This window comes from Bordetella sp. 2513F2 (assembly GCF_054642735.1).
In genome coordinates this window covers 1,722,402-1,745,115 of sequence record NZ_CM137755.1, presented here as the reverse complement: position 1 = coordinate 1,745,115, position 22,714 = coordinate 1,722,402, and the positions used below count along the sequence as shown (strand labels likewise).

Genomic DNA, 22,714 nt, shown 5'->3' with positions numbered 1-22,714 from the left:
TACCCATGAAACTGACACCCCGCGAAAAAGACAAGCTCCTGATCTTCACCGCCGCCCTGCTGGCCGAGCGCCGCCGCGCGCGGGGCCTCAAGCTCAACCACCCCGAAGCCGTGGCATACATCAGCGCCGCGCTGATGGAAGGCGCGCGCGACGGCCGCAGCGTGGCCGAGCTGATGGACTACGGCACCACCCTGCTCACCCGCGACGACGTCATGGAAGGCGTGCCTGAAATGATCCCCGACGTGCAGGTCGAGGCCACCTTTCCCGACGGTACCAAGCTGGTCACCGTCCACAATCCCATCGTCTGATGTTGACTACACAAGGAACCCGCATGCGCTATTCCGTCTTCGCGCGCCGCGCCGCCGTGGCCACGCTGCTTGCCCTCCCGGCCCTCGCACTCGCCCACCCGGGGCACGACCACGTGGCCGCGGCCGGCGCCACCGGCGCCAGCCTGGCCGCCGGCTTCCTGCATCCCCTCACCGGCCTGGACCATCTCTGCGCCATGGTCGTGCTCGGGGTCTGGAGCGCCATGACGGCGCGCCGCGTGTGGCTGGCCCCGCTGACGTTCGCGCTGCTGCTGCTGGCCGGCGCGCTTCTGGGCCGCGCAGGCCTGGCGCTGCCTGCCGTGGAGCCCATGATCGCGGTATCGCTGCTGGTGCTGGGGCTGCTCACGGCGGCGCGCGCCCGGCTGCCCGAATCGGCCGGCGCAGCGGTGGCCGGCCTCTTCGCCCTGTTCCACGGCCATGCCCATGGCGCCGAATTGCCCGGTGGCGCAGTGGCCTGGGCCTACATCGGCGGCTTCATGGCAGCCACCATCGCCCTCCATTGCGCCGGCATCGCCGGCGGGCTGGGACTGCGCCGGATGCATGCGTGGGCCGCGCGCGTGCTGGGCGGCGGCGTGGCGCTGTACGGCGCCGTGCTGCTGGCGGGCTGAGGAGGCGGCCATGATACCCGGCGAACTGCTGCCCCTGGACGGCGAGATCGAACTCAATGCGGGTCGTGCCACGATGACCGTGAGCGTGTCCAATACCGGCGACCGGCCCGTGCAGGTCGGATCGCACTATCACTTTGCCGAGGTCAACGACGCGCTGCAGTTCGACCGCGCCGCCGCGCGGGGCCATCGCCTGAACATCACCGCCGGCACCGCAGTGCGCTTCGAGCCCGGCCAGACGCGCACGGTGGAATTGGTCGAGTTGGCCGGCGCACGAACCGTCTACGGTTTCGCCGGCAACGTCATGGGGAAGCTATGAGCCTGAAGATCCCGCGCCGCGCGTATGCGGAAATGTTCGGCCCCACCACGGGCGACCGCGTCCGGCTGGCCGACACCGAATTGCTGATCGCCGTGGAACGCGACTACACCGTCTACGGCGAGGAAGTGAAGTTCGGCGGCGGCAAGGTCATCCGGGACGGCATGGGCCAGTCGCAGCGCCGCGCCGCCGAGGTGGTCGACACCGTGATCACCAATGCGCTGATCCTGGACCACTGGGGCATCGTCAAGGCCGACATCGGCATCAAGAACGGCCGCATCCAGCGCATCGGCAAGGCAGGCAATCCCGACATACAGCCTGGCGTCGACATCGTCATCGGCGCGGCCACCGAAGTGATCGCCGGCGAAGGCCGCATCATCACCGCGGGCGGCATCGACGCACACGTCCATTTCATCTGCCCGCAGCAGATCGACGAGGCCCTGTCGGCGGGCATCACCACGCTGATCGGCGGCGGCACCGGCCCGGCCACGGGCACCAACGCCACCACGTGCACGCCGGGCCCCTGGCACATCGAGCGCATGCTGGCTGCAGTGGACGGCTGGCCCATCAACATCGGCCTGCTGGGCAAGGGCAACGCCAGCCAGCCCGAGCCCCTGATGGAGCAGGTGGAGGCCGGCGCCATCGGCCTGAAGCTGCACGAAGACTGGGGCACCACGCCCGCGGCCATCGACTGCTGCCTGGACGTGGCCGAGCGCACCGACACGCAGGTGGCCATCCACACCGACACGCTGAACGAAGGCGGCTTCGTCGAGGCCACCATCGCGGCCATCGCCGGACGCACCATCCACACCTACCATACCGAAGGCGCGGGCGGCGGCCACGCGCCCGACATCCTCAAGGTGGCCGGGCATGCCAACGTGCTGCCTTCCTCCACCAATCCCACCCGGCCCTACACCGTGAACACCGTCGACGAGCATCTCGACATGCTCATGGTGTGCCACCACCTCGACGCCTCCATCGCCGAGGACGTGGCCTTCGCCGAATCGCGCATCCGCCGCGAGACCATCGCGGCCGAGGACATCCTGCACGACCTGGGCGCGCTGTCGATGATCTCCAGCGACTCGCAGGCCATGGGCCGCGTGGGCGAGACCATCCTGCGCACCTGGCAGACCGCCCACAAGATGAAGGTGCAGCGCGGCGCCCTGCCGGGCGACGAACTGGCCGACAACCTGCGCGCACGTCGCTACGTGGCCAAGTACACCATCAACCCGGCCATCACCCATGGCATCGCCCACGAAGTGGGTTCGGTGGAGCCCGGCAAGTGGGCCGACCTGGTCCTGTGGGATCCGGCGTTCTTCGGCGTCAAGCCCGAGATGGTGCTCAAGGGCGGGCAGATCGTGTCGGCCCTGATGGGCGACCCCAACGCGTCCATCCCCACGCCGCAGCCGGTGCACTATCGCGAGATGTTCGGCGCGCGTGCCGGGGCGCTGGCCCGCAATTCGCTCACCTTCGTGTCGCAGGCCGCCTACGACGCAGGCGTGGCCGAGCGCTACGGCCTGGCCCGGCGCGTGGTGCCGGTGCATGGGGTGCGCAAGGTCACCAAGGCCGACATGGTGCACAACGACTGGCTGCCGCACATCGAGGTCGATCCCGAGACCTACCAGGTGGTGGCCGACGGCCAACTGCTGATGTGCGAGCCGGCCCAGGTGCTGCCCATGGCGCAACGTTATTTTCTTTTCTGATCCATGCTACGCATCGAAAAAATCCTCGGCCACACCCTGGCCCCCGCGCTGCGGCGCCGCGCCGTGCCGCTCACCCTGCCCTACGACCAGCGCTGCCGCAGCCGCCTGGCCGTGACGCTGGACGACGGCCGCGAGGCCGGGCTGTTCCTGCCGCGCGGCAGCATCCTGCGGCACGGCGCCATGCTGGTGGCCACCGACGGCACGCTGGTGCAGGTGCTGGCCGCAGCCCAGCCCGTGCTGCGCGTCACCAGCCCCGATCCGCTGGTGCTGCTGCGCGCCGCCTACCACCTGGGCAACCGCCACACGCCGGTACAGGTGCAGGCCGACGCCCTGCAGCTGGAACACGATCCGGTGCTGCGCGACATGCTGCTGCGCCTGGGCGCGCAAGTGACGGAACTGCAAGCCCCCTTCGATCCCGAGGCCGGCGCCTACGGTGGCGGCCATCGCCACGGCCACGACGACACGTTCGAGGAAGACCACGCGCTGGCGCAGCAGGCCTATGCGCATCGCCATGGCCACGATCACGCCCATGAGCACGCCCACGATCATGCGCATGACCACGGGCATGGGCACGACCACGGCGGCCACGATCATGCGCACGGACACGACCACGATCATGGCCACGACCATGGTCACGGACACGGCCACGATCATGGCCACGGCCATGGACACAGGCACTGAGCACGTGGCCGGCGATCCCGCCGTCCTGGCCGGCCTGCTGCAACTGGCGTCCCCGGCCCTGCCGATCGGCGCATTCAGCTATTCGCAGGGTCTGGAGGCGGCCATCGACGCAGGCGTGGTGCACGACCCCGACAGCGCGTACGACTGGATCGCGGCCGGCCTCGATCTCCTGGCGGGCGGCGAGGCGGTATTGCTGCGCTGCCAGTATCGCGCCTGGCAGGCCCCGGACGACGAGGCGCTCGCGCGCCGCAACGACGCGCTGCTGGCCTTGCGCGAATCCGCCGAGTTGCGCCTGGAGACCGAACAGATGGGAAGCTCGCTGGCGCGCCTGGCGCGCGAGCTGGAATGGGGCGATGCGGCAATGCGGGCCCGGCTGGCCGCCCTGCAGCCTGTGGCGCTGGCCACCGCCTATGCCTATGCGGCCCGGGCCCTCGGCATACCCGAGGCGGCCTGCCTCACCGCCTGGCTCTATGGCTGGATGGAGAACCAGGTCGCGGCCGCCCTCAAGGCCGTGCCGCTGGGCCAGGTGGCCGGGCAGCGCATCCTGCACCGCCTGCGCGAGCCGCTGGCGCGGGCCACGCGCCACGCGCTGTCCTGCCCCGAGGCCGACGTCAGCACCTTCGCCCCCCTGCTCGGCATCCACTCGTCCCGTCACGAAACCCAATACTCCCGGCTGTTCCGCTCGTAGCGGCAGCTCCTGCAACGAGGAAACCATGCAGAACCGCACCAAGAAGAATCCCCCCTTGCGCGTCGGCATCGGCGGCCCGGTGGGCTCGGGCAAGACCACGCTGCTCGAAATGCTGTGCAAGGCCATGCGCGAACGCTACGACCTGGTCGTCATCACCAACGACATCTACACCAAGGAAGACCAGCGCCTGCTCACGGTTGCCGGCGCGCTTCCGCCCGAACGCATCATGGGCGTGGAGACCGGCGGGTGCCCGCATACGGCGATCCGCGAGGATGCGTCCATCAACCTCGACGCCGTGGACCGCATGCTGCAGCGCTTTCCCGAAGCCGACGTGGTGTTCATCGAGTCCGGCGGCGACAACCTGGCCGCCACCTTCAGCCCCGAGCTGTCGGACCTGACGCTGTACGTGATCGACGTGGCCGGCGGCGAGAAGATACCGCGCAAGGGCGGCCCGGGCATCACGAAATCAGACCTGCTGATCATCAACAAGACCGACCTCGCGCCGCTGGTGGGCGCCTCGCTGCCCATCATGGAAGAGGACACGCGGCGCATGCGCGGCGAGCGGCCCTACGTGATGAGCGACATGAAGTCCGGCGCCGGGCTGGACCAGGTGGTGGCGTTCATCGAGCGGCGCGGCCTGCTGTCCGCATGAATCGGCGCCCTGGCGCAGGCGGCCGCGTGCGCCGCCGCAGCGCCATTGCCGTCAGCCTGCGGCGCTGCGGTAGTCCGTCTGGGTGAAGCGCGGCGCGTCGCCGGCAACGGCCTGCACCGGGACGAAGGCGGGGCCGGCCGCCACGCCGAACAACGAAAGTTCCGCCTCGGCCAGGGCACGGAGAAATTGCTGCATGGCATGCTCCTTGTTCTGGAAACAGATGCGTGCACCCGCGGGGTGCGCACGACGGATCCATACTGCGCGCAGGGCGGGCCCGCCGTCCATTCGTTTTCGTGCATCCCGACGATTGAGCCCGTGCATCGCACATACCCCCGTGCATCGCACATACCATGAAGCCCTTCCGCGCCAGCGGGATAATCCGGATGGTGGGCTCGGGCGGCTGCCGCCACTATTTGGTGCCGCCACCGTGCGCGGGCATGTGGCGCGCCCTCTCTCCTCCCGCCTCCGGAGTCATTCCATGCTTCCGTTTCGCCGCCGCCTGCTGCAGGCCCTGGGCGCCCTGCCCCTGGCCGCCCGGCCTGCCTGGGCCCAGGACAAGTTCCCGAACCGTCCCATCCGCCTGCTGGTCGGCTTCGCGCCCGGCGGCCTCACCGACATCGCCGCGCGGGCCCTGGCCGAGCGCATGAGCAAGGTGCTGGGCAGCAACGTGGTGGTGGAAAACCGCCCCGGCGGCCAGACCATCATCGCCACGACGGCAGTCGCGCGCGCCGAGCCCGATGGCTACACCCTGGCCTTCGCCGGCACCAACGGCATGATCCTGAACCCGCTGCTCTACAACAACCTGCCCTACCAGCAGTCCGACTTCAAGCAGCTGGGTTCCATGGGGAGATCGCCCATGGTGCTGTGCGTGCATCCCGGCCTGGGCGTGAAGACGCTGCAGGAGTTCATCGACATGGCCAAGCAGAAGCCCGGCCAGCTCACCTGTGCCCACGCCGGCCGCGGCGTGATCAACCACCTGGCGCTATTGCATTTCCAGGCCCGCACGGGCACGGAATTCCAGGACGTGCCCTACAAGGGCAGCGGCCCGGCGCTGCTGGACCTCATGGCGGGCACCGTGCAGTCCACCTTCGACTTCCCCACGTCGTCCCTGGCCAACATCAAGGCCGGCAAGTACCTGGCACTGGCCGTCACGGCCGACAAGCGCCTCAGCAGCCTGCCCGACGTGCCGACCATGCGCGAAGCCGGCGTGGCCGGCGTCGAACTCTACACGCGCATGATGATCTCCGGCCCCGCGGCCATGCCGCCCGACGTGGTGGCCACACTCGAAGACGCGGTGCGCCGCGGCACGCAGGATGCCGGCCTGATCCAGCAGTTCGCCGAGCAGGGCGTGATGATCGAGTTCACGCCGTCCGCCGAACTGGAAAAGGTCATCGCGGAGGAATCGGCCTTGTGGCAGCAGGTGATCGAATCCAACGGCGTGGCCAAGACGGACCTCAAGGCCTGAGGCGGGAGCGCACATGCAACCCGGCATCATCGTCACGCCGCCCGAAGCCCTGGTCGACGTCGAGCGCGCCATCTGCATCGAGGGCTTCCCGCCCTATGCCCTGGTCACCGTCACGGCCCGCGCCACGCTGTGCGGCGCATCCTGGGGATCCTCCTCGGTGTTCCTGGCCGGCCACGACGGCAGGCTGGACCTGCGCCGCGACGCACCGGTGGCCGGTTCCTATGCCGAGCCCTCGGCCATGGGCGTGGTGTGGTCCATGGTCTGCCAGGAAATGGACAAGGTGGTGTATCCGCCCGACCGCACCGACGACGTGGTCGTGCGCCTGCATGCCACCGACGGGCGGCACCAGGCCGAGGCCCTGCTGGTGCAGCGCTTTCTCGCCGAAGGCGTGGTGCACGAACCCGTCCGCGTGCATGCCGAGGGCATGTTGGTGTCGGGCGAGCTCTATACCCCGGCCGGTCCCGGGCCGCATCCGGTGGTGGTCTACATGAACGGCTCCTCGGGCGGCGTGAACGCGCCGCGCGCCGCGCTGTTCGCCGCCCGCGGCTACCAGTGCCTGGCGCTGGGGCTGTTCAACTACGAAGGCCGGCCGAAGTACCTCAACGACATGCCCCTCGAGTACTTCGGCGCGGCGCTGCGCTGGGTGCGCGACACGCTGGCCCCGCGCGACGGCTTCGTGGCGCTGTCGGGCATCAGCCGAGGCGGCGAGGCATCGCTGCTGGTGGCGTCCACCTATCCCGAACTCGTCAGCGCCGTGGTGGCCTACGTGCCGTCGCCGGTCATGCACGGGGTGGTCAGCGCCGGCGCGCCGGGCACAGGCCGCGACGCCCAGGTCTGGACGCTTCAGGGCAAGCCGCTGCCGCACCTGTGGCAGGACAACGCCCACGCCGACTGGAATGCGGCCTACGCCAGCGAGCCGCCGTATCGCCAGAGCCGCGCCTTCCTGTCGGCCACGCGCGACGCCGCCGCCTTCGCACGCGCCCGCATCCCGGTGGAACGCTATCCCGGGCCCATGATGCTCGTGAGCGCTTCCGACGACGGCTTCTGGCCCAGCACGGCCTACGCCGAGATGGTGGTGCGGCAGCGCGAGGCGGCCGGATGCGCCGGCGCCACGCTGCACCATGTGTGCCCGGGCGCCGGCCATCATGTGCACTATCCCTACCTGCCGGCCACCCTGATCAGCAAGCGCCACGCGATGTCCGGCCTGCCGCTGGACGCCGGCGGCACGGCCCCGGCCAATGCCGCGGCCAACGAGGGCTCGTACCGCGCCGTGCTGGACTTCCTGGCGCGCGCCAGCGCCGCCAAGGCCGTGGCGCCGTCCATGACGGCATAGCGGCCGGCGGATCGGCCAGCCGCCCTCCGTTCTCATCTGGTTTCATTTCGACAGATCGGCACATCAATAGTCCGGAACGGATTCATTACAGTTCAGCCGCCGCGCCCGCGGGCACGGCGGCTCCGGCCGGCTGCCCGCCGGACCGGCGCGACGACACCAATAAGCAGATTTCAGGAAAGAGGAACTCATGAGGAAATTCACCTTTGCCGCGGCAGCCCTGACAGCCGCGCTGGGCATGGCCGGCTGCAGCAACATGGGCAGCATGGATCCCAACGGCCTGATGTCGGCCGGCAGCACCATGGCCAAGGCCGTCAGCCTGTCGGACGCCGATCTCATCCAGCTGTCCGACGCGGCATGCAAGGAAAGCGATGCCGGTTCCCGCGTGGCGCCGGCCGGCAGCAAGTACGCCAAGCGGCTGACCAAGATCATGCGCGGCTTCGGCAACATGACGCTGAACGGGCAGAAGGTGAACTACAAGGTCTATCTCACCGACGAAGTGAACGCCTGGGCCATGGGCAACGGCTGCGTGCGCGTCTACAGCGGCCTGATGGACATGATGAACGACGACGAACTGCGCGGCGTGATCGGCCATGAGATGGGCCACGTGGCGCTGGGCCACAGCAAGAAGGCCATGCAGACCGCCTACGCCGTGAGCGCCGCGCGCTCGGCCGCCGCCTCGGCCGGCAACAGCGTGGTGGCCTCGCTGAGCGCGTCGCAGCTGGGCGACCTCACCGAGAAGTTCATCAACGCGCAGTTCTCGCAATCGCAAGAATACGCGGCCGACGATTACTCGTTCGAACTGCTGACGCAGAAGAAGATGAACCGCCAGGGCCTGGCCACCGCCTTCGAGAAGCTCGCCAAGCTCGATGGCGGCGAAAGCAGCATGCTGAGCTCGCACCCGTCCTCGCCGGACCGCGCCGCCCGCGTGCGCGCCCGCCTGAAGAACGGCAAGTGAGGCGCCGGCGTCCGGCCTAGGAAGTAGCCGGAAGCGCCTGGCCGCCGGCTGCCCCGCACAGCCGTGCCAGCGCCGCCGGGTCGGGGTCCACGCCCAGGCCGGGCGCCTCGCCCAGCCGCACGCGCCCCTCGCGGGGCTGGTGCAGGCCGGGGCTGAGCGCGCTGCGCAGCGGATTGTCGTTGGCGTCCACCTCGAGCCAGCCATTGTCTCCCGGCACACTGGCTGCCGCCAGCAGGTGGGCCGAAGCCAGCAACCCCACCCCGCCACCCAGGAAATGCGGGCAATAGCGCAGCCCGGCGCGGCGCACGGCCTGCACCACCGGCAGGCAACCGGATATCCCGCCCCACTTGGCCAGGTCCGGCTGCACCACCTCGAACTGGCGCGCCGCAATCGCGGCCTCGAAGGCGGCATGCCCGGCCAGGTTTTCGCCGCCGGCCAGGGGCATGGGCGCCGCCGCGGCGAGTTCGGCCCATTCGGCGGCCGGCCGGTCGGCACGCAGCGGCTCCTCGAGCCAGCCCAGGTCGAACCCGGCCATCAGCCCCGCCATGCGGCGGGCCTCGGGCAAGTCCCAGCCCTGGTTGGCGTCGACCATCAGCGGCAATCGGCCGAGCAGGCCGCGCAGGCTGCGCAGGTTGGCCAGGTCGGTATCCTCGCCGAACCCCACCTTGAGCTTGAACGCACGGTAGCCCTCGTCCAGCTTGCGCGCCACCAGCTCCGCGCAGCCCTGCGGATTGATGCCGCTGGCGTACACGCCGATCTCGTCGGACGTGCCGCCGAGGAGCCGCCACAGTGGCTGGCCGGCACGGCGGGCCGCCAGGTCCCAGAGGGCGGTGTCGATGCCTGCGATGGCCTGGGCCAAGGGCCCCGGCTCGCCGGCCTGGATGGCCAGCACGGCAGTCTGCCGGGTGAGCTCGGTGAAAGCGGCCGGTGCATCGGCATATCGCCGGCCGACCAGCAGCGGCGCCAGCACCGTCTCGATGAGCCGGGCGCGGTGCTCCGCGCCGCAGGACGGAAAATTGCACCACACCTCGCCCCAGCCCCAGGCCCCGTCTTGATCCTCGATGCGCACGAACACCGCGGGACGATCGTGCATGGTGCCGAAGGAGGTGCGCACCGGCGTGCGCACGGGATAGCGGAACGCGTATACGTCGACCCGGGCGGGTGCGAGGACTGCGGCATCGGGGCTCATGAGGAGTCTCAGGGGATGAGGTTCATTTCCAGGTGGATGAAATCGCCGCGGTAGGCGACTTCGCTGAGGTAGATCACGCGGCCCGCGCCATCGTGGAACAGGCGGCGCACCTCCGCGATGGGGGTGTTGACAGGCACCTGCAGGTGCCCCGCCACCTCGACGTCGGCCGTGCCTATGGTGAGCACCTGGTGGGCACGCGCGATGGGCGCGTCGGGCAACGCCACCAGCAGCGGGATCACGGTCTCGTTGCGAAAACGTTCGGGGTCGCGGCGGAAGATGGCTTCGTCCAGGTAGATGTCGATGACGCAATACGGGCGGCCGTCGCGCTCGTGCACACGGCGCATGTACACATAGCGCTCCGCCGCGATGCCGTCGCGCCCGGACAGCGGCGGGTTGGTGATGCCCTCGTCGATGTTGACGATCTTGGGACGGGTGTCGCGGTAGACCTTGGCCAGTTCGGCCAGGGTGCTCTGCACCTGCAGCCAGCGATCGTTGGGCGGCATGCCGGTAACGAAAGTGCCCCGGCCCTGCTGGGGCGAGACCAGGCCTTCGCGGGTGAGCACGTCGATGGCCTGGCGCACGGTGACGCGCGCCACGCCGAACGCGGCCACCAGGTCCTCGAGGGAAGGCAGCTTCTGGCCCTGACCCCATTGCCCGCGCGCGATGCGCTGGCGCATCAGGTCGGCGAGCTGGAGATAGCGGGGGATGGGACTGTCGTGGAAATTGACCGGCATGCGGATAGCTTATTTCTCGGATTTATTTGCCAAACGTATGGTCCATGGTACGATCGGTAGACAATAAGTGCAAGGCGATAAACGCCTGCCATGGAGGAAGACATCTTGAAGCGCCACTCCGCCCCCGCGCGTGCCTTGCTGATCCTCGCCCCCTGGCTGCTGCTGGTGCTGGTCTGGTATGGCATCCGCTACAGCGGGCTGGTCAATCCGGCCCTGGTGCCCACACCCCTGGAAGTGGCGCGCAAGTTCTGGGAACTGCTGCAGCAGCGCCTCGGCCACGACATCTACATCTCCACCCAGCGCGTCTTCATCGGGGTATGCCTGGGCACGCTGTGCGCCGTGCCCGTGGGCTTCGTGCTGGGCTGGTACAAGGGCGTGCGCGCCTTCATCGACCCGGTCATCAATTTCTTCCGCGCCCTGCCCCCCATCGCGCTCATTCCCCTGGTCATCGTGTACTTCGGCATCGGCGAATCCGCCAAGATCGCCATCCTGTTCTATGCCGCGTTCTTCGCCGGCGTGATCGTGATGTACGAAGGCATCTCGCAGATCAACCCGATCTTCGTGCGCGTCTCGCGCACGCTGGGCGCCACCGACGGAGAGATCTTCCGCAAGGTGATCCTGCCGCTCACCGTGCCGCACATGCTCACGGCCCTGCGGGTGGCGCTGGGCGTGGCCTGGGCCACGCTGGTGGCCTCCGAGCTGATCGCCGCGCAGCAGGGCCTCGGCGCCCTCATCCAGGACGCGTCGTCGTTCTTCCAGCTGGACGTGATCTACGTGGGCATCATCTGCATCGGCTTCATCGCGCTCGCCATGGACCTGGCGCTGCGCGCGGCGGCCCGGCGGCTGGTGTCCTGGCAGGACCGCATCGCGTAGCCGCCCGGCACCGTCCCAGACCACAGGAGACCCCATGACCGCGACCGCCGTCCCGCGCATCCGCTTCGAAGGTGTATGCGTCGACTATCCCACGGCCGACGGCCCCATGCGCGTGCTCGACGGCATCGACTACGAGATCCGCGACGGCGAATTCGTCTCGGTCATCGGCCCGTCCGGCTGCGGCAAGACCACCATGATGGGACTGGTGGGCGGCTTCGTGCAGCCCACCGCGGGCCGGGTGCTGCTCGATGGCAAGCCGGTGCAGGGCCCGGGGCCGGACCGCGGCGTGATCTTCCAGGAATACGGCGTCTTCCCCTGGCTCACCGTGGAGGAGAACATCGGCTTCGGCCTGACGCTGCGCAGCAACCGCGTGCCTGCGGCCGAACGCAAGGAAATCTGCCGCCGCTACATGCAGCTGATGGGGCTGCAGGACTTCGCTCACCATCATCCCAAGCACCTGTCGGGCGGCATGCGCCAGCGCCTGGCGCTGGCGCGCGCCTACGCGGTGCGCCCGCAATTCCTCTTGATGGACGAGCCCTTCGGCGCCCTAGACGCCCAGACGCGCTCGGCCATGCAGGACCTGCTGCTGCAGGTGCAGATGACCGAAGGCAAGACCGTCATGCTGATCACGCACTCGGTGGAGGAAGCCATCTACCTGTCGTCGCGCATCGTGGTGGTCACGGCGCGACCGGCGCGCATACGCACCGTCATCGACGTGCCCTTCGGTTATCCGCGCGCCGAGAACCTGCACGAGGACCCGCGTTTCGGCGAACTGCGTTCGCACATCCGCGGCCTGGTGATGGAAGAGTACGCAAGACAATCCCGGCAGGCCGTGCGCCTGTCCGGCTGAGGCCCTACACGGGCCATGACGCTTTTCCGACCCGGCGCAGCCGCCGTCCGCACCACACTCCCGAGAGGAGGAGACATCCATGAATCCGCACCGCAGAACCATGTTGAAGACCGGCGCCCTGGCCGCCGCCCTCGCGGGCATCGGCGCCCCGGCGCTGGCCCAGCCGCGCGCCACGGTGCGCGTGGGCTACCTGCACACGCCCGCCGTCGACGGCCAGATCTGGACCGGCATGGACCGCGGCTTCTATGCCGCCCAGGGCCTGGACATCAAGCCCACCCAGTTCACGACCGGCCTCGAGCTGTTCCAGGCCATGATAGGCGGCAGCCTGGACGTCCTGTCCACCGGCGCCGTGCTGTCGAACTTTCCCGCGCGCGGCCAGGGCCGGGTGTTCCTCATCAACAACGTGGAATACGCCACCGCGCAGCTCTGGGTACGCGCGGATGCGGGAGTGCAGTCGCTGGCCGACCTCAAGGGCAAGAAGATCTCCACCACCACCGGCACCACGGCGCACGTGTTCCTCGACCGCGCGCTGCGCAGCGCCAGCCTGGAGCCCGGCAAGGACGTGCAGATCGTCAACCAGCGCATGTCCGAGGCCGTCACTGCCTTCATCTCGGGCGCCGTCCCGGCCGTGGCGCTGTGGGTGCCGTTCGACGTCACGCTGCGCCAGCGCGTGCCCGACGCCCGCAAGCTGCTGGACGCCTCGGCGTTCTATCCGGAAGCGGCAATCGTGGGCGGCTGGGCCGCACGCAACGACTATTACACGAGCCAGCCCGAGGTGATCCGCGGGCTGATCCGGGCCTGGCGGGAGAGCAACGATTATCTGCTGGCCAACACCGACGCGGCCCTGGAAGTGTTGCAGCGGCAGCAGTACCAGCAGGTGCCGCTGGCCGACCTCAAGGAACAGTTCAAGGCGTCGAAGTACTTCACCGCAGCGGAGTGGCGCACGCGCTATGCCGACGGCACGGTCACCAAATGGCTGCAGCAGGTCACCGACTTCTTCGTGCAGACGGCCAACATCGCCTCGCCCGTGCCCGCAAGCCAGTACTTCGATCCCAAGCCCTACCTGGACACCGTCGCCGCCTGAGCCCGCATGTCCTCCCCGACCTCGTACGACTACGTCATCGTGGGCGCCGGCTCGGCCGGCTGCCTGCTCGCCAATCGCCTCAGCGCCGACCCGGCGTGCCGCGTGCTGCTGCTCGAGGCAGGCGGCGCAGACCGCAACTTCTGGCTGCGGCTGCCGGTGGGTTATTTCCGTTCGATCTACGACCCCCGGTTCTCCTGGCAGTTCGCCGTGGAACCCCAGCCCGAGACCGGCAACCGCAGCATCATCTGGCCGCGCGGCCGGGTGCTGGGCGGCTCCAGCTCGATCAACGGGCTGATCTACATACGCGGCCAGCACGCCGACTTCGACGGCTGGGCCCGGCTCGGCGCCGAAGGCTGGGACTACCGCTCGGTGCTGCCCTATTTCCGCAGATCGGAATGCTACAGCGGCGGCGCCGACGCCTATCACGGCGACCAGGGCGAGCTGTGCGTGTCGGACCTGCGCAACGACCACCTGCTGTGCAATGCCTGGGTCCAGGCGGGCCTGCAGATGGGCTTTCCGGCCAATCCGGACTTCAACGGCGCCCAGGACTGGGGGCTGGGCTGCTACCAGCTCACGCTCAAGGGCCGCTGGCGCTGCAGCGCGGCCACCGCTTTCCTGCATCCCGTGCGCCGGCGGCCCAACCTCACCGTGGTCACCGGCGCACGCGTGACGCGGCTGCTCATCGAAAACGGCGTGTGTCGCGGCGTGGAATGGGTGCCCGAAGCGGATCATGTCGCGGTGCGCATCGCGCATGCCGGGGCCGAAACCATCCTGGCGGCCGGGGCGCTGCAGTCGCCGCAGCTGCTGCAGCTCTCCGGCGTGGGTCCGGCAGCGCTGCTGCGGCGCCACGGCATCGCGGTGCAGGTGGACGCGCCGGAGGTGGGACGCAACCTGCAGGACCACTACCAGGCGCGCGTCATCGTGAAACTCAAGCGCAGGCTGTCGCTCAACGACGACGTGCGCAATCCCCTGCAGCTGCTGCGCATGGGCTCGCGCTGGCTGCTCTCGCAGGACGGCCCGCTCACCGTGGGCGCCGGCCAGGTGGGCGGCATGGTGCACACCGAACATGCGCGCGACGGCCGCGCCGACATCCTCTTCAACGTGATGCCGCTGTCGGTCGACAAGCCGGGAGACCCGCTCCACACCTTCTCCGGCTTCTCGGCCTCGGCCACGCAATGCCGGCCGGAATCGCGCGGCACGGTGGAACTGCGTTCGGCCGACCCGTTCGATGCGCCGCGCATCGTTTCCAACTACCTCACCGAACCGCATGACATCAAAGTGCTGGTGGCCGGCCTGAAGCAGCTGCGCGAGATCTACCGGCAGCCCGCGTTCCGCGAACATCTGCACAGCGAGGAATACATGCCGGGCGCCGCCGTGCGCAGCGATGCCGAGCTGGAAGCCTTCGCACGGCAGCGCGGCGGCACGGTATTCCATGCCAGCGGATCGTGCCGCATGGGCGGCGACGAGCGCTCGGTGGTCGATCCGCAGCTGCGCGTGCGCGGCGTGGAGAAACTGCGCCTGATCGACGCGTCCGTGATGCCCACCATGGTGTCGACCAACACCAACGCAGCCACCATCATGATTGCCGAGAAAGGCGCCGACCTGGTGCTGGGGCGGCCGGCGCCGCAGGCCTGAGGGCCGCTTCTATTCCGCCTTGATCCCCGCCTCGCGGACCACCTCGGCCCAGTTGCGGCGCTCGGTGCGAATGCGCGCCGCCGCGTCCGCCGGCGTGGTCCAGGTGGCCACGGCGCCCTGGTTCAACAGCGCCTGCTTCACCTCCGGGCGGGCCAGGATGCGCTGCAAGGCGCCATTGAGCCGGTCGATCACCGGCGCAGGCGTGCCCGCAGGCGCCACGATGCCGAACATGGAACTCACCTCGAAGTCCGGCAGGCCGGCCTCTGCCGCGGTGGGCACATCGGGGAGCGCCGCAGCCCGCTCGCCGGCGGTCACGGCCAGGGCGCGCAGCTTGCCGGCCTTGATGTTGGCCTGGGCCGCAGGCACGGTCTCTATCATGCCCAGCACCTGGCCGCCCATGAGATCAGTCATGGCGGGCCCGCTGCCCTTGTAGGGCACATGCAGGACCTCCACCCCGGCCACGTGCTTGAAGCGTTCGGCCGCGAGATGCTGGGGCGAGCCGTTGCCCGCCGAAGCCATGGTGATGTGGCCCGGCCTGGACTTGGCCAGGGCGATGAACTCCTGCAGCGTGCGGGCCTGCACCGACGGGTGCACCACGAACACCAGCGGCACGGTGCCCACGATGGACACCGGGGCGAAGCTGCGCTCGATGTCGTAGGAGACCCGGCCTTCGTACAGCACGGCATTGATGGCGTGGCTGGTCAGCGCGCCCATCAGCAGCGTGTAGCCGTCGGGCTGCGCCTTGGCGACCTGGTCGGCGCCGATGTTGCCCGCCGCCCCAGCGCGATTCTCCACCACCACGGCCTGGCCCAGCTCCGCGCCCAGCTGCTCGGCCAGCACGCGGCCGATCACGTCGGTGGCCCCGCCCGGCGGATACGGCACGACCAGGCGGACGGGCCGCTCCGGATAGCCGGCCTGCGCGGCCTGGGCCGCGGGGATGGCGATGCTGGCCGCCAGGGCCAGCAGGAAGGTCACCATGGCGCGCCGCACAGGATGCAACACGCCGGGGGTACGATGGTCGGGCATGGACTGTCTCCTCGTGCCGGGCGATTCAGGGGTGCGTCGATGCCCGGCTTTATGTGGAGATGCAGTGTAGGCCTCCGGTCTTGATTGAAGAATCCGCATTTTTCTATCGACTGATCCTTTTATCAAGATCAATTGCGATGGATGCGAATTCCTTGTCGCGATGTTCAAGCGGTGAGATATGATGCTGGGCACCAGATTGTCAATAATATTATTGGAATCCATATGAGCCAGAAAAAGCCGCCCGCGCAGGGGCTCTCCAAGGGTCTGACCAACTATGGCGACACGGGCTTCTCGCTGTTCCTGCGCAAGGCCTTCATCAAGGGCGCCGGCTACACCGACGAGGCCCTGTCGCGCCCCGTGATCGGCATCGTGAACACCGGCAGCAGCTACAACCCCTGCCACGGCAACGCGCCGCAGCTCATCGAGGCGGTCAAGCGCGGCGTCATGCTGGCCGGCGGCCTGCCCATGGACTTCCCCACCATCTCGGTGCACGAGAGCTTCTCGCAACCCACCAGCATGTACCTGCGCAACCTCATGTCCATGGACACCGAGGAAATGATCCGCGCCCAGCCCATGGATGCCGTGGTGCTGATCGGCGGCTGCGACAAGACGGTGCCTGCGCAGCTGATGGGCGCCGCCTCGGCCGGCGTGCCGGCCATCCAGCTGGTCACCGGCTCCATGCTCACCGGCGCGCACCGCGGCGAACGCGTCGGCGCGTGCACCGATTGCCGGCGCTACTGGGGCCGCTACCGCGCCGAGGAGATCGACGACGCCGAGATCGCCGACGTCAACAACCAGCTGGTGGCCAGCGTGGGCACGTGCTCGGTGATGGGCACGGCCAGCACCATGGCCTGCCTGGCCGAAGCCATGGGCATGATGGTGCCGGGCGGGGCCTCGGCGCCCGCCGTCACGGCCGACCGCGTGCGGGTGGCCGAACGCACCGGCGCCCTGGCCGTGGAGATGGCGCACGCGCACCGCACCCCCGAGCAGATCCTCACCGGCAAGGCCATCGAGAACGCCCTGCGCGTGCTGCTGGCGATCGGCGGCTCCACCAACGGCATCGTGCACCTGACCGCCATCGCGGGACGGCTGGGCATCGACATCGACCTGGCCGGCCTGGACCGCCTCAGCCGCGAGACCCCCGTGCTGGTGGACCTCAAGCCCTCCGGCCAGCACTACATGGAAGACTTCCACAAGGCAGGCGGCGTGCCGGCGCTGCTGCGCGAACTGCGGCCCCTGCTGCACCTGGACTCCCTCACGGTATCCGGCCGCACACTGGGCGAGGAGCTCGACGCCGCCCCGCCGCCTTTCAGGCAGGACGTGATCCGCCCCTTCGACGCGCCGATCTACCCGGTGGGCGGCCTGGCCGTACTGCGCGGCAACCTGGCGCCGGGCGGAGCCATCATCAAGCAATCCGCGGCGCATCCCGAACTGATGGAGCACGAGGGGCGCGCGGTCGTGTTCGAAGACGCCGAAGACATGGCGCGCCGCATCGACGCGGAAGACCTCGACGTGCGGCCCGACGACGTCCTGGTGCTCAAGCGCATCGGCCCCACCGGCGCGCCGGGCATGCCCGAGGCGGGCTACATGCCCATCCCGCGCAAGCTGGCGCGCGCAGGCGTCAAGGACATGGTGCGCATCTCCGATGGCCGCATGAGCGGCACCGCTGCCGGCACCATCGTGCTGCACGTCACGCCCGAGGCGGCGGTCGGCGGCCCCCTGGCGCACGTGCGCAACGGCGACCGCATCCGCCTCTCGGTGCAGCGACGCGAGATCGCCCTGCTGATCAGCGACGAAGAGCTGGCGCACCGCGCGGCAGAGCACCGGGTCGAGCGCCCGAGCGCGCCGCGCGGCTACCGCAAGCTGTTCCTGGAAACCGTCACCCAGGCCGACCGCGGCGTGGACTTCGATTTCCTGCGCGCGCCCCAGACCAACGAGATCGTGCCGCGCGAACGCTGACGCGCGCGCCGGTTCAGCGCTGGAACTGCGCCAGCAGGTGCTGGCGCAGTATGCTGGTGAGGAAGGTCCGGCTTTCGTTCTCGAACAGGCCCACGGTGCGCCGCGCCCGCGGGTCGTCGAAATGCACCACGTGGAGCTGCGGGTCGCGGCTCCAGTCCAGCCCGGTCGGTATCGGCAGTATCGTCACGCCCAGATCGTCCTTGACCAGGTCCGCGATGGTGCGCATGGTGTTCATCTCCAGGAACTCGTTCGGCCGCAGGTGCCTGGGCGGAAGAGGCGCATGCGCAATACTGCGCCGGCGGCTACATCAACTTCACGCTGCACACGCGCGGCGACATCGGCTCGGGGCGCCTGCCGCAGATGCGGCGGGTTGCCGATTTCCTGGGCGGCCTGCAGCGCCGGGCCGGCGTGCAGTTCTACCGCGCTGCGGAGCTGGCGCAGCAATGGGCAGCGGCGCACACGGCGCGCGAACCCTACCCGCATGCCCCAGCCCCGCAGATCTGACGCGCCGCGGCTTCCTGCAGCGGCTGCGCTCAGGCCAGGCTGTCGCGCAGCATGTCCACCAGCGCGGCCGCGGCCGGCGAGAGGCTGCGGCCGCGCGAGGTGACCAGGCCGATGGAACGCTCCACCCTGGGCACGCCCAGCGTACGTTCGGCGAGCCCGGAATACGTCACCGCGCGGGCGGCGATCTCGGGCAGCGCCGCCACGCCGAACCCGCATTCCACCATGGCCACGATGGTGGTCAGGTGTTCCGCCTCGAAGGCCGGCTGGAAGCGGATGCGGTTCTGCAGGAAAGCCCACTCGGTGTACTGGCGCACGCTGCTCGGATGCACCATGGAAACGTGCGGCAGGTCCGCCGTGTCGGCCCAGCGCACCGGACCGCGGCCGCGCGCCAGCGCATGGCGGGCCGGCACCAGCAGGATGAAGCTGTCCGACAGCAGCGGCACATAGTGCAGGTCGGCCTGCTGCGGGTCCGCGGCAGTCAGCGCGAAGTCCACCGCGCCCGTGCGCACCAGGTCGAACGCCGGCCCCGACAGCGTGTCGTGCACCTTGAGGGCCACGCCCGGGTGGGCACGGCGGTAGGCCATGAGCACGCGCGGCAGCATGCGCGCCGCCAGCGAAGGCAGCGCCGCCACGGCCACCTGGCCCTGCTCGGCGCTGGCAATGCCGCCGACCGCATCGATCGCCTCGCGGAATGCCACCTGCAGGCTCGCCGCCTGCTGCAGGAAGACCTCTCCTGCCGCCGTGAGGCGCACCGAGCGCGTGGTGCGGTCGAACAGCCGCACGCCCAGGGCCTCCTCGATGCGCAGCACCTGGGTCGACAGCGCAGACTGCGACAGGTGCAGCTGGGCGGCGGCCTGGCGGAAATTGAGCGTGCGGCCGAGCACCAGCACGGTCTCGATGTCGCGCATGGAGAGATTGATTTTCATGGCATTGATCTGTTTTTGGAATAATTCTATTCAAAAAATCTGATTCATCAATCAAACCGGCTTGCCTACACTCCCCGCATCCCTACCCGAGGAGAATTTCCCGCATGTCTTCCCGCATGTCTGCAACATCGAGCGCGCTGCTGTCCCGGCCCGGCGCCGCGCATGCCGTGATCGTGGGCGGAGGCACCATGGGCGCCGACGTCGCCGTGGTGCTCGCGCGCGCGCAATGTCGCGCCACGGTGGTGGAGCCCGACGCCGGCCGCGCCGCCACGCTGCCCGGGCGGGCAGCCGCCAATTTGCGCGCGGCGGGCCAGGAGCCCAATGCGGGCCCCATCCGCGTCGTGGCCGGGCTGGCGGAAGTCGACTGGCACGACGTCGGCCTGGTCATCGAATGCATACCCGAGCGCCTGCCGCTGAAGCAGGCGTTGTTCGCCGAGCTGGTGCGGCAGGCGCCGCCGCAGGCCGTCCTGGCCAGCAACAGCTCCAGCTTCCCGATCACGGCGATCGGCCAGGGGCTGGAAAGCCGCGGGCGCATGCTGGGCCTGCACTTCTTCATGCCGGCCCACCTGGTGCCGCTGGTGGAGGTGGTCATGGGCGAATCCAGCGACGAAGCCTGCGCGGACACGCTCGTCGCCTTCATGCGCCGCTGCGGCATGGTGCCGGTGAAAGTGCGCCAGGACCTGCCCGGCTTCCTCGCCAATCGCCTGCAGCATGCACTGTCGCGCGAAGCCTTCGACCTCATCGACCGCGGCATCGCCAGCCCCGAGGACGTCGACGCGGCGGTGCGCTTCGGCTTCGGCTTCCGGTTCCTGGCGGCCGGCCCGGTGATGCAGCGCGACCATGCCGGCATCGACGTGCACGCCGCCGCGGGCGCCACCATGTATCCCACTTTCTGCAACGCCGACCGGCCGGCGCGCTGCCTCACGGAGCGGGCGCACGACGGCCGGCACGGCATGAAGACCGGCGAAGGCTTCTACCGCTGGACGCCGGAGCGCATCCAGGCCGAGCGCGAGCGCTACGACCGCCTGCTGCGCGCAGGCCTGGACCTGCTGTCGGACGAACTGCCGGAGATCCAGCCATGAACACGCCCGTATCCGGGGCCACCCTGGCCGACTCGCCCGTCATCGTGACGGTCGCGCCCAACGGCGCCTACAAGACGCATGCCGACCACCCCGCCGTGCCGCTCACCGCGCAGGCGCTGGCCGCGGAAGCGCGCGCCTGCCTCGATGCAGGCGCGGCGATGATGCACATGCATGTGCGCAAGCCCGACGGCAGCCACCTGCTGGACGCGCAGGCCTACCGCGACGCCCTGGCCGCAGTGCGCGGCGCCGTGGGCGATGCGCTGCTGGTGCAGGTCACCAGCGAGGCCGCCGGCGTGTACCGCGCGCCCCAGCAGATCGCCATGGTGCGCGAACTGCGGCCCGAGGCCGTGTCCATCGGGCTGCGCGAGATCGCCGTGCCCGAGGTTCCCGAGACGGAGCTCGCCGCGTTCCTCGCCTGGCTCGCGGCCGAGCGGATCATGACGCAGATCATCCTGTACGACGAAGCCGACGTGCGGCGCTGGCTGGACCTGCGCGCCCGCGGCCTGGTGCCGCCCGGCGCATGGTCGGTGCTGTTCGTGCTGGGCCGCTATCGCGCCGGCCAGACCTCCTCCGCCCATGACCTGCTGCCGTTTCTTGCGGCCTACGACCACGCGCTGCCCTGGGCAGTATGCGCCTTCGGTCCCCAGGAGAACGCGTGCGTCACCACTGCCGCAGCCTTCGGCGGGCATATGCGGGTGGGCTTCGAGAACAACCTGCGGCTGCGCGACGGCAGCTTGGCGCCGGACAACGCGGCGCTGGTGCGCCAGGCCGTGGAAGGCGGCACGGTGCTGGGCCGGCCCATCGCCACGGCGCAGGACGCCCGGCGCATCTACGGCGCCATCGGCTGAACGGGTTCCGCGTCGGCGCAGGGCAGCGCCCAGGCGCCGTCCGGCCGCAATGCCGCGCCCCAGGCCGCCAGCTTGGCCGCATACGGCATGGCGGCATGGGCCGGGCTGGTGGAAGGCAGGGCCAGGTATTCCAGTTCGGGCAGGCCGGGCCTGCCCATGACGTGGCGGCGATACAGCTGCGCAGCCTTGCCGCCATTGAAGCAGACGCGCCGGATGCGCGGGTGCGCGGCCAGGAAGCCGGCGAAATCATTGGGCATGGCCGAGCGGATGTGCGCATCGAGGCTGCCCGGGCGCTCGCATGCGACGAGCACGTCCCAGAGCGCCACCCCGGCCCGCTGCAGGGCGGCGAGCCGGTCGGCATAGCCGAGATCCGGGTCGAATCCCAGCACCTGCGCGGCAATCGGCCAGAAGGCGTTGCGCGGATGCGCGTAGTACTGCCCGCGGCGCAGCGACGCCACGCCGGGCATGGTGCCCAGCACCAGCACGCGGGCATGCGCGTCGGCCACGGGCGGGAATCCCCGCACGCCGTCCGCCGATGCGCAGGGAGCCTGGCGTGTGCTTGCGTCCATCACGGGAGCATACCGCGGGCCGCCTAGGCTGGCGTGCGGCGCCATACCGTGGCAAGCCAGGGCTGCTGCTCCCTGGGCAGGCCCGCAGGGCGGTAGTAATGCTCCAGTTCCTCGAATCCCGCGGCCAGCACCGTGGCGCGCCAGCGGTCGAAGTCGTGGTAGACGCCATAGCGGCCGTGGCTCCACCCTTCCTGGTTCAGGCCGCGCGGATTGGAGCAGAACAGCACGCCGCGCGGCCGCAGCGCGGCGCGCAGCTCGCCCAGTACCCGGGGCAGCTCCTGCGCAGGCACATGGAACAGCGAGGCATTGGCATAGATGCCGTCGAACGCGGCCTGTGGCAGGTCGAGTTGCAGGAAATCCTGCAGCCATACCTCGCAGCCGCTGGCCGATCGCGCCATGTCCACGAACCGCGCCGAGCCGTCCAGCCCCACGGGCGTGTGCCCCAGCGCCGCGAAAGCGCGCAGGTCCCGGCCGGGACCGCAGCCGAAATCCAGGATGCGGTACGGCGGATCGGCCTCGATGTGCCGCAGCAGGGCCGCGATGTTCTGGCTCACGTCGTGATCGCGCGTGCCCGCCGCGAAGGCCTGCGCATGCTCGTCATAGTGCGCCACGGTAAGCGCGGTGATGCGGCGCAGGGTGTCCGGATCCTGGGTCATGGCGTTGCACCGGCCTTCCGAACGGAAGGCCGGCCCTCAGAAGAAGAATGCCCGC

Annotated in this window: 26 protein-coding genes; 18 read left to right on the top strand and 8 right to left on the bottom strand. The window is 69.7% G+C overall.

Features of this window, described 5'->3' with window-relative positions; translation table 11 throughout:
- The first annotated feature begins 5 nt into the window (after window positions 1–5).
- The 7 genes from ACYBYQ_RS08300 to ureG are packed head-to-tail and all read left to right on the top strand — an operon-like array spanning window position 6 to window position 4,971.
- Complete coding sequence (locus ACYBYQ_RS08300; protein WP_459618272.1) at window positions 6–308, top strand: urease subunit gamma; 303 nt, start codon at window positions 6–8, stop codon at window positions 306–308.
- Between the two features lie 23 nt (window positions 309–331).
- Window positions 332–934: a HupE/UreJ family protein gene (locus tag ACYBYQ_RS08295; RefSeq protein ID WP_459618271.1), complete on the top strand. Its 603-nt coding sequence runs from the start codon at window positions 332–334 to the stop codon at window positions 932–934.
- Window positions 935–944: 10 nt separating this feature from the next.
- Window positions 945–1,250 carry an urease subunit beta gene (locus ACYBYQ_RS08290; protein WP_459618270.1) on the top strand — a complete coding sequence of 102 codons (306 nt, stop codon included), beginning with the start codon at window positions 945–947 and terminating at the stop codon, window positions 1,248–1,250.
- Window positions 1,247–2,950 carry an urease subunit alpha gene (gene ureC / locus ACYBYQ_RS08285; RefSeq protein WP_459618269.1) on the top strand — a complete coding sequence of 568 codons (1,704 nt, stop codon included), beginning with the start codon at window positions 1,247–1,249 and terminating at the stop codon, window positions 2,948–2,950. Before ACYBYQ_RS08290 ends, ureC begins: the two co-directional genes overlap by 4 nt.
- 3 nt (window positions 2,951–2,953) lie before the next feature.
- On the top strand, window positions 2,954–3,631 hold the full coding sequence (gene ureE, locus ACYBYQ_RS08280; RefSeq protein ID WP_459618268.1) for an urease accessory protein UreE: 678 nt from the start codon (window positions 2,954–2,956) through the stop codon (window positions 3,629–3,631).
- Window positions 3,603–4,319 (top strand): urease accessory protein UreF, encoded by a 717-nt coding sequence (locus ACYBYQ_RS08275; RefSeq protein ID WP_459618734.1) that lies wholly within the window; start codon window positions 3,603–3,605, stop codon window positions 4,317–4,319. The genes ureE and ACYBYQ_RS08275 overlap by 29 nt, the downstream gene beginning before the upstream one ends.
- 25 nt (window positions 4,320–4,344) lie before the next feature.
- A complete protein-coding gene (ureG, locus tag ACYBYQ_RS08270) occupies window positions 4,345–4,971 on the top strand; it encodes an urease accessory protein UreG (protein WP_459618267.1) in 627 nt (208 codons plus the stop codon).
- A 51-nt stretch (window positions 4,972–5,022) separates the two neighbouring features.
- Here the strand turns inward: ureG and ACYBYQ_RS08265 are convergent, their stop codons facing one another.
- A complete protein-coding gene (locus tag ACYBYQ_RS08265; RefSeq protein WP_459618266.1) occupies window positions 5,023–5,166 on the bottom strand; it encodes a hypothetical protein in 144 nt (47 codons plus the stop codon).
- Between the two features lie 283 nt (window positions 5,167–5,449).
- Here ACYBYQ_RS08265 and ACYBYQ_RS08260 point away from each other — a divergent pair, with 283 nt between their 5' ends.
- The 3 genes from ACYBYQ_RS08260 (at window position 5,450) to loiP (ending at window position 8,724) form a co-directional block, all read left to right on the top strand.
- Window positions 5,450–6,436: a Bug family tripartite tricarboxylate transporter substrate binding protein gene (locus ACYBYQ_RS08260; RefSeq protein ID WP_459618265.1), complete on the top strand. Its 987-nt coding sequence runs from the start codon at window positions 5,450–5,452 to the stop codon at window positions 6,434–6,436.
- A gap of 13 nt (window positions 6,437–6,449) precedes the next feature.
- The gene (locus ACYBYQ_RS08255) at window positions 6,450–7,769 is read left to right on the top strand and encodes an acyl-CoA thioester hydrolase/BAAT C-terminal domain-containing protein (protein WP_459618264.1); all 1,320 of its coding nucleotides are present in this window, start codon (window positions 6,450–6,452) and stop codon (window positions 7,767–7,769) included.
- Window positions 7,770–7,956: 187 nt separating this feature from the next.
- Window positions 7,957–8,724 carry a metalloprotease LoiP gene (gene loiP / locus ACYBYQ_RS08250; RefSeq protein ID WP_459618263.1) on the top strand — a complete coding sequence of 256 codons (768 nt, stop codon included), beginning with the start codon at window positions 7,957–7,959 and terminating at the stop codon, window positions 8,722–8,724.
- A gap of 16 nt (window positions 8,725–8,740) precedes the next feature.
- Here the strand turns inward: loiP and ACYBYQ_RS08245 are convergent, their stop codons facing one another.
- Both ACYBYQ_RS08245 and ACYBYQ_RS08240 read right to left on the bottom strand, forming a co-directional pair.
- Window positions 8,741–9,913 carry a mandelate racemase/muconate lactonizing enzyme family protein gene (locus tag ACYBYQ_RS08245; protein WP_459618262.1) on the bottom strand — a complete coding sequence of 391 codons (1,173 nt, stop codon included), beginning with the start codon at window positions 9,911–9,913 and terminating at the stop codon, window positions 8,741–8,743.
- A gap of 8 nt (window positions 9,914–9,921) precedes the next feature.
- Window positions 9,922–10,647, bottom strand: coding sequence for a GntR family transcriptional regulator (locus ACYBYQ_RS08240; protein ID WP_459618261.1), 726 nt, complete (start codon window positions 10,645–10,647; stop codon window positions 9,922–9,924).
- A gap of 105 nt (window positions 10,648–10,752) precedes the next feature.
- On the opposite strand from ACYBYQ_RS08240, the gene ACYBYQ_RS08235 reads away from it, so the two are divergent.
- The 4 genes from ACYBYQ_RS08235 (at window position 10,753) to ACYBYQ_RS08220 (ending at window position 15,089) form a co-directional block, all read left to right on the top strand.
- Window positions 10,753–11,520, top strand: coding sequence for an ABC transporter permease (locus ACYBYQ_RS08235; protein WP_459618260.1), 768 nt, complete (start codon window positions 10,753–10,755; stop codon window positions 11,518–11,520).
- Between the two features lie 34 nt (window positions 11,521–11,554).
- Complete coding sequence (locus tag ACYBYQ_RS08230; RefSeq protein WP_459618259.1) at window positions 11,555–12,370, top strand: ABC transporter ATP-binding protein; 816 nt, start codon at window positions 11,555–11,557, stop codon at window positions 12,368–12,370.
- Window positions 12,371–12,449: 79 nt separating this feature from the next.
- Entirely contained in the window at window positions 12,450–13,454 is a 1,005-nt protein-coding gene (locus ACYBYQ_RS08225) for an ABC transporter substrate-binding protein (RefSeq protein WP_459618258.1), read from the top strand.
- 6 nt (window positions 13,455–13,460) lie between these two features.
- The gene (locus ACYBYQ_RS08220) at window positions 13,461–15,089 is read left to right on the top strand and encodes a GMC family oxidoreductase (RefSeq protein ID WP_459618257.1); all 1,629 of its coding nucleotides are present in this window, start codon (window positions 13,461–13,463) and stop codon (window positions 15,087–15,089) included.
- Between the two features lie 9 nt (window positions 15,090–15,098).
- Here ACYBYQ_RS08220 and ACYBYQ_RS08215 read toward each other — a convergent pair whose 3' ends face one another.
- Window positions 15,099–16,115 (bottom strand): Bug family tripartite tricarboxylate transporter substrate binding protein, encoded by a 1,017-nt coding sequence (locus tag ACYBYQ_RS08215; RefSeq protein ID WP_459618256.1) that lies wholly within the window; start codon window positions 16,113–16,115, stop codon window positions 15,099–15,101.
- Window positions 16,116–16,337: 222 nt separating this feature from the next.
- Here ACYBYQ_RS08215 and ACYBYQ_RS08210 point away from each other — a divergent pair, with 222 nt between their 5' ends.
- Entirely contained in the window at window positions 16,338–18,074 is a 1,737-nt protein-coding gene (locus tag ACYBYQ_RS08210) for an IlvD/Edd family dehydratase (protein WP_459618255.1), read from the top strand.
- 13 nt (window positions 18,075–18,087) lie between these two features.
- Here the strand turns inward: ACYBYQ_RS08210 and ACYBYQ_RS08205 are convergent, their stop codons facing one another.
- Window positions 18,088–18,309 (bottom strand): hypothetical protein, encoded by a 222-nt coding sequence (locus tag ACYBYQ_RS08205; protein ID WP_510677792.1) that lies wholly within the window; start codon window positions 18,307–18,309, stop codon window positions 18,088–18,090.
- 125 nt (window positions 18,310–18,434) lie between these two features.
- Between ACYBYQ_RS08205 and ACYBYQ_RS08200 the strand changes: the two genes are divergently transcribed.
- Window positions 18,435–18,578 carry a hypothetical protein gene (locus ACYBYQ_RS08200; protein WP_459618254.1) on the top strand — a complete coding sequence of 48 codons (144 nt, stop codon included), beginning with the start codon at window positions 18,435–18,437 and terminating at the stop codon, window positions 18,576–18,578.
- 29 nt (window positions 18,579–18,607) lie between these two features.
- Here ACYBYQ_RS08200 and ACYBYQ_RS08195 read toward each other — a convergent pair whose 3' ends face one another.
- Window positions 18,608–19,504 carry a LysR family transcriptional regulator gene (locus ACYBYQ_RS08195; RefSeq protein WP_459618253.1) on the bottom strand — a complete coding sequence of 299 codons (897 nt, stop codon included), beginning with the start codon at window positions 19,502–19,504 and terminating at the stop codon, window positions 18,608–18,610.
- 116 nt (window positions 19,505–19,620) lie between these two features.
- Here ACYBYQ_RS08195 and ACYBYQ_RS08190 point away from each other — a divergent pair, with 116 nt between their 5' ends.
- Window positions 19,621–20,586, top strand: coding sequence for a 3-hydroxyacyl-CoA dehydrogenase family protein (locus ACYBYQ_RS08190; RefSeq protein ID WP_459618732.1), 966 nt, complete (start codon window positions 19,621–19,623; stop codon window positions 20,584–20,586).
- Window positions 20,583–21,434 carry a beta-keto acid cleavage family enzyme gene (locus ACYBYQ_RS08185; protein WP_459618252.1) on the top strand — a complete coding sequence of 284 codons (852 nt, stop codon included), beginning with the start codon at window positions 20,583–20,585 and terminating at the stop codon, window positions 21,432–21,434. Before ACYBYQ_RS08190 ends, ACYBYQ_RS08185 begins: the two co-directional genes overlap by 4 nt.
- Here the strand turns inward: ACYBYQ_RS08185 and ACYBYQ_RS08180 are convergent.
- Together ACYBYQ_RS08180 and ACYBYQ_RS08175 are read right to left on the bottom strand one after the other, a co-directional pair.
- Entirely contained in the window at window positions 21,416–22,003 is a 588-nt protein-coding gene (locus ACYBYQ_RS08180) for a DNA-deoxyinosine glycosylase (RefSeq protein WP_459618731.1), read from the bottom strand. The two genes, ACYBYQ_RS08185 and ACYBYQ_RS08180, sit on opposite strands and share 19 nt — an antisense overlap.
- Window positions 22,004–22,026: 23 nt before the next feature.
- A complete protein-coding gene (locus tag ACYBYQ_RS08175; RefSeq protein WP_459618251.1) occupies window positions 22,027–22,659 on the bottom strand; it encodes a class I SAM-dependent DNA methyltransferase in 633 nt (210 codons plus the stop codon).
- Window positions 22,660–22,714 lie beyond the last annotated feature (55 nt).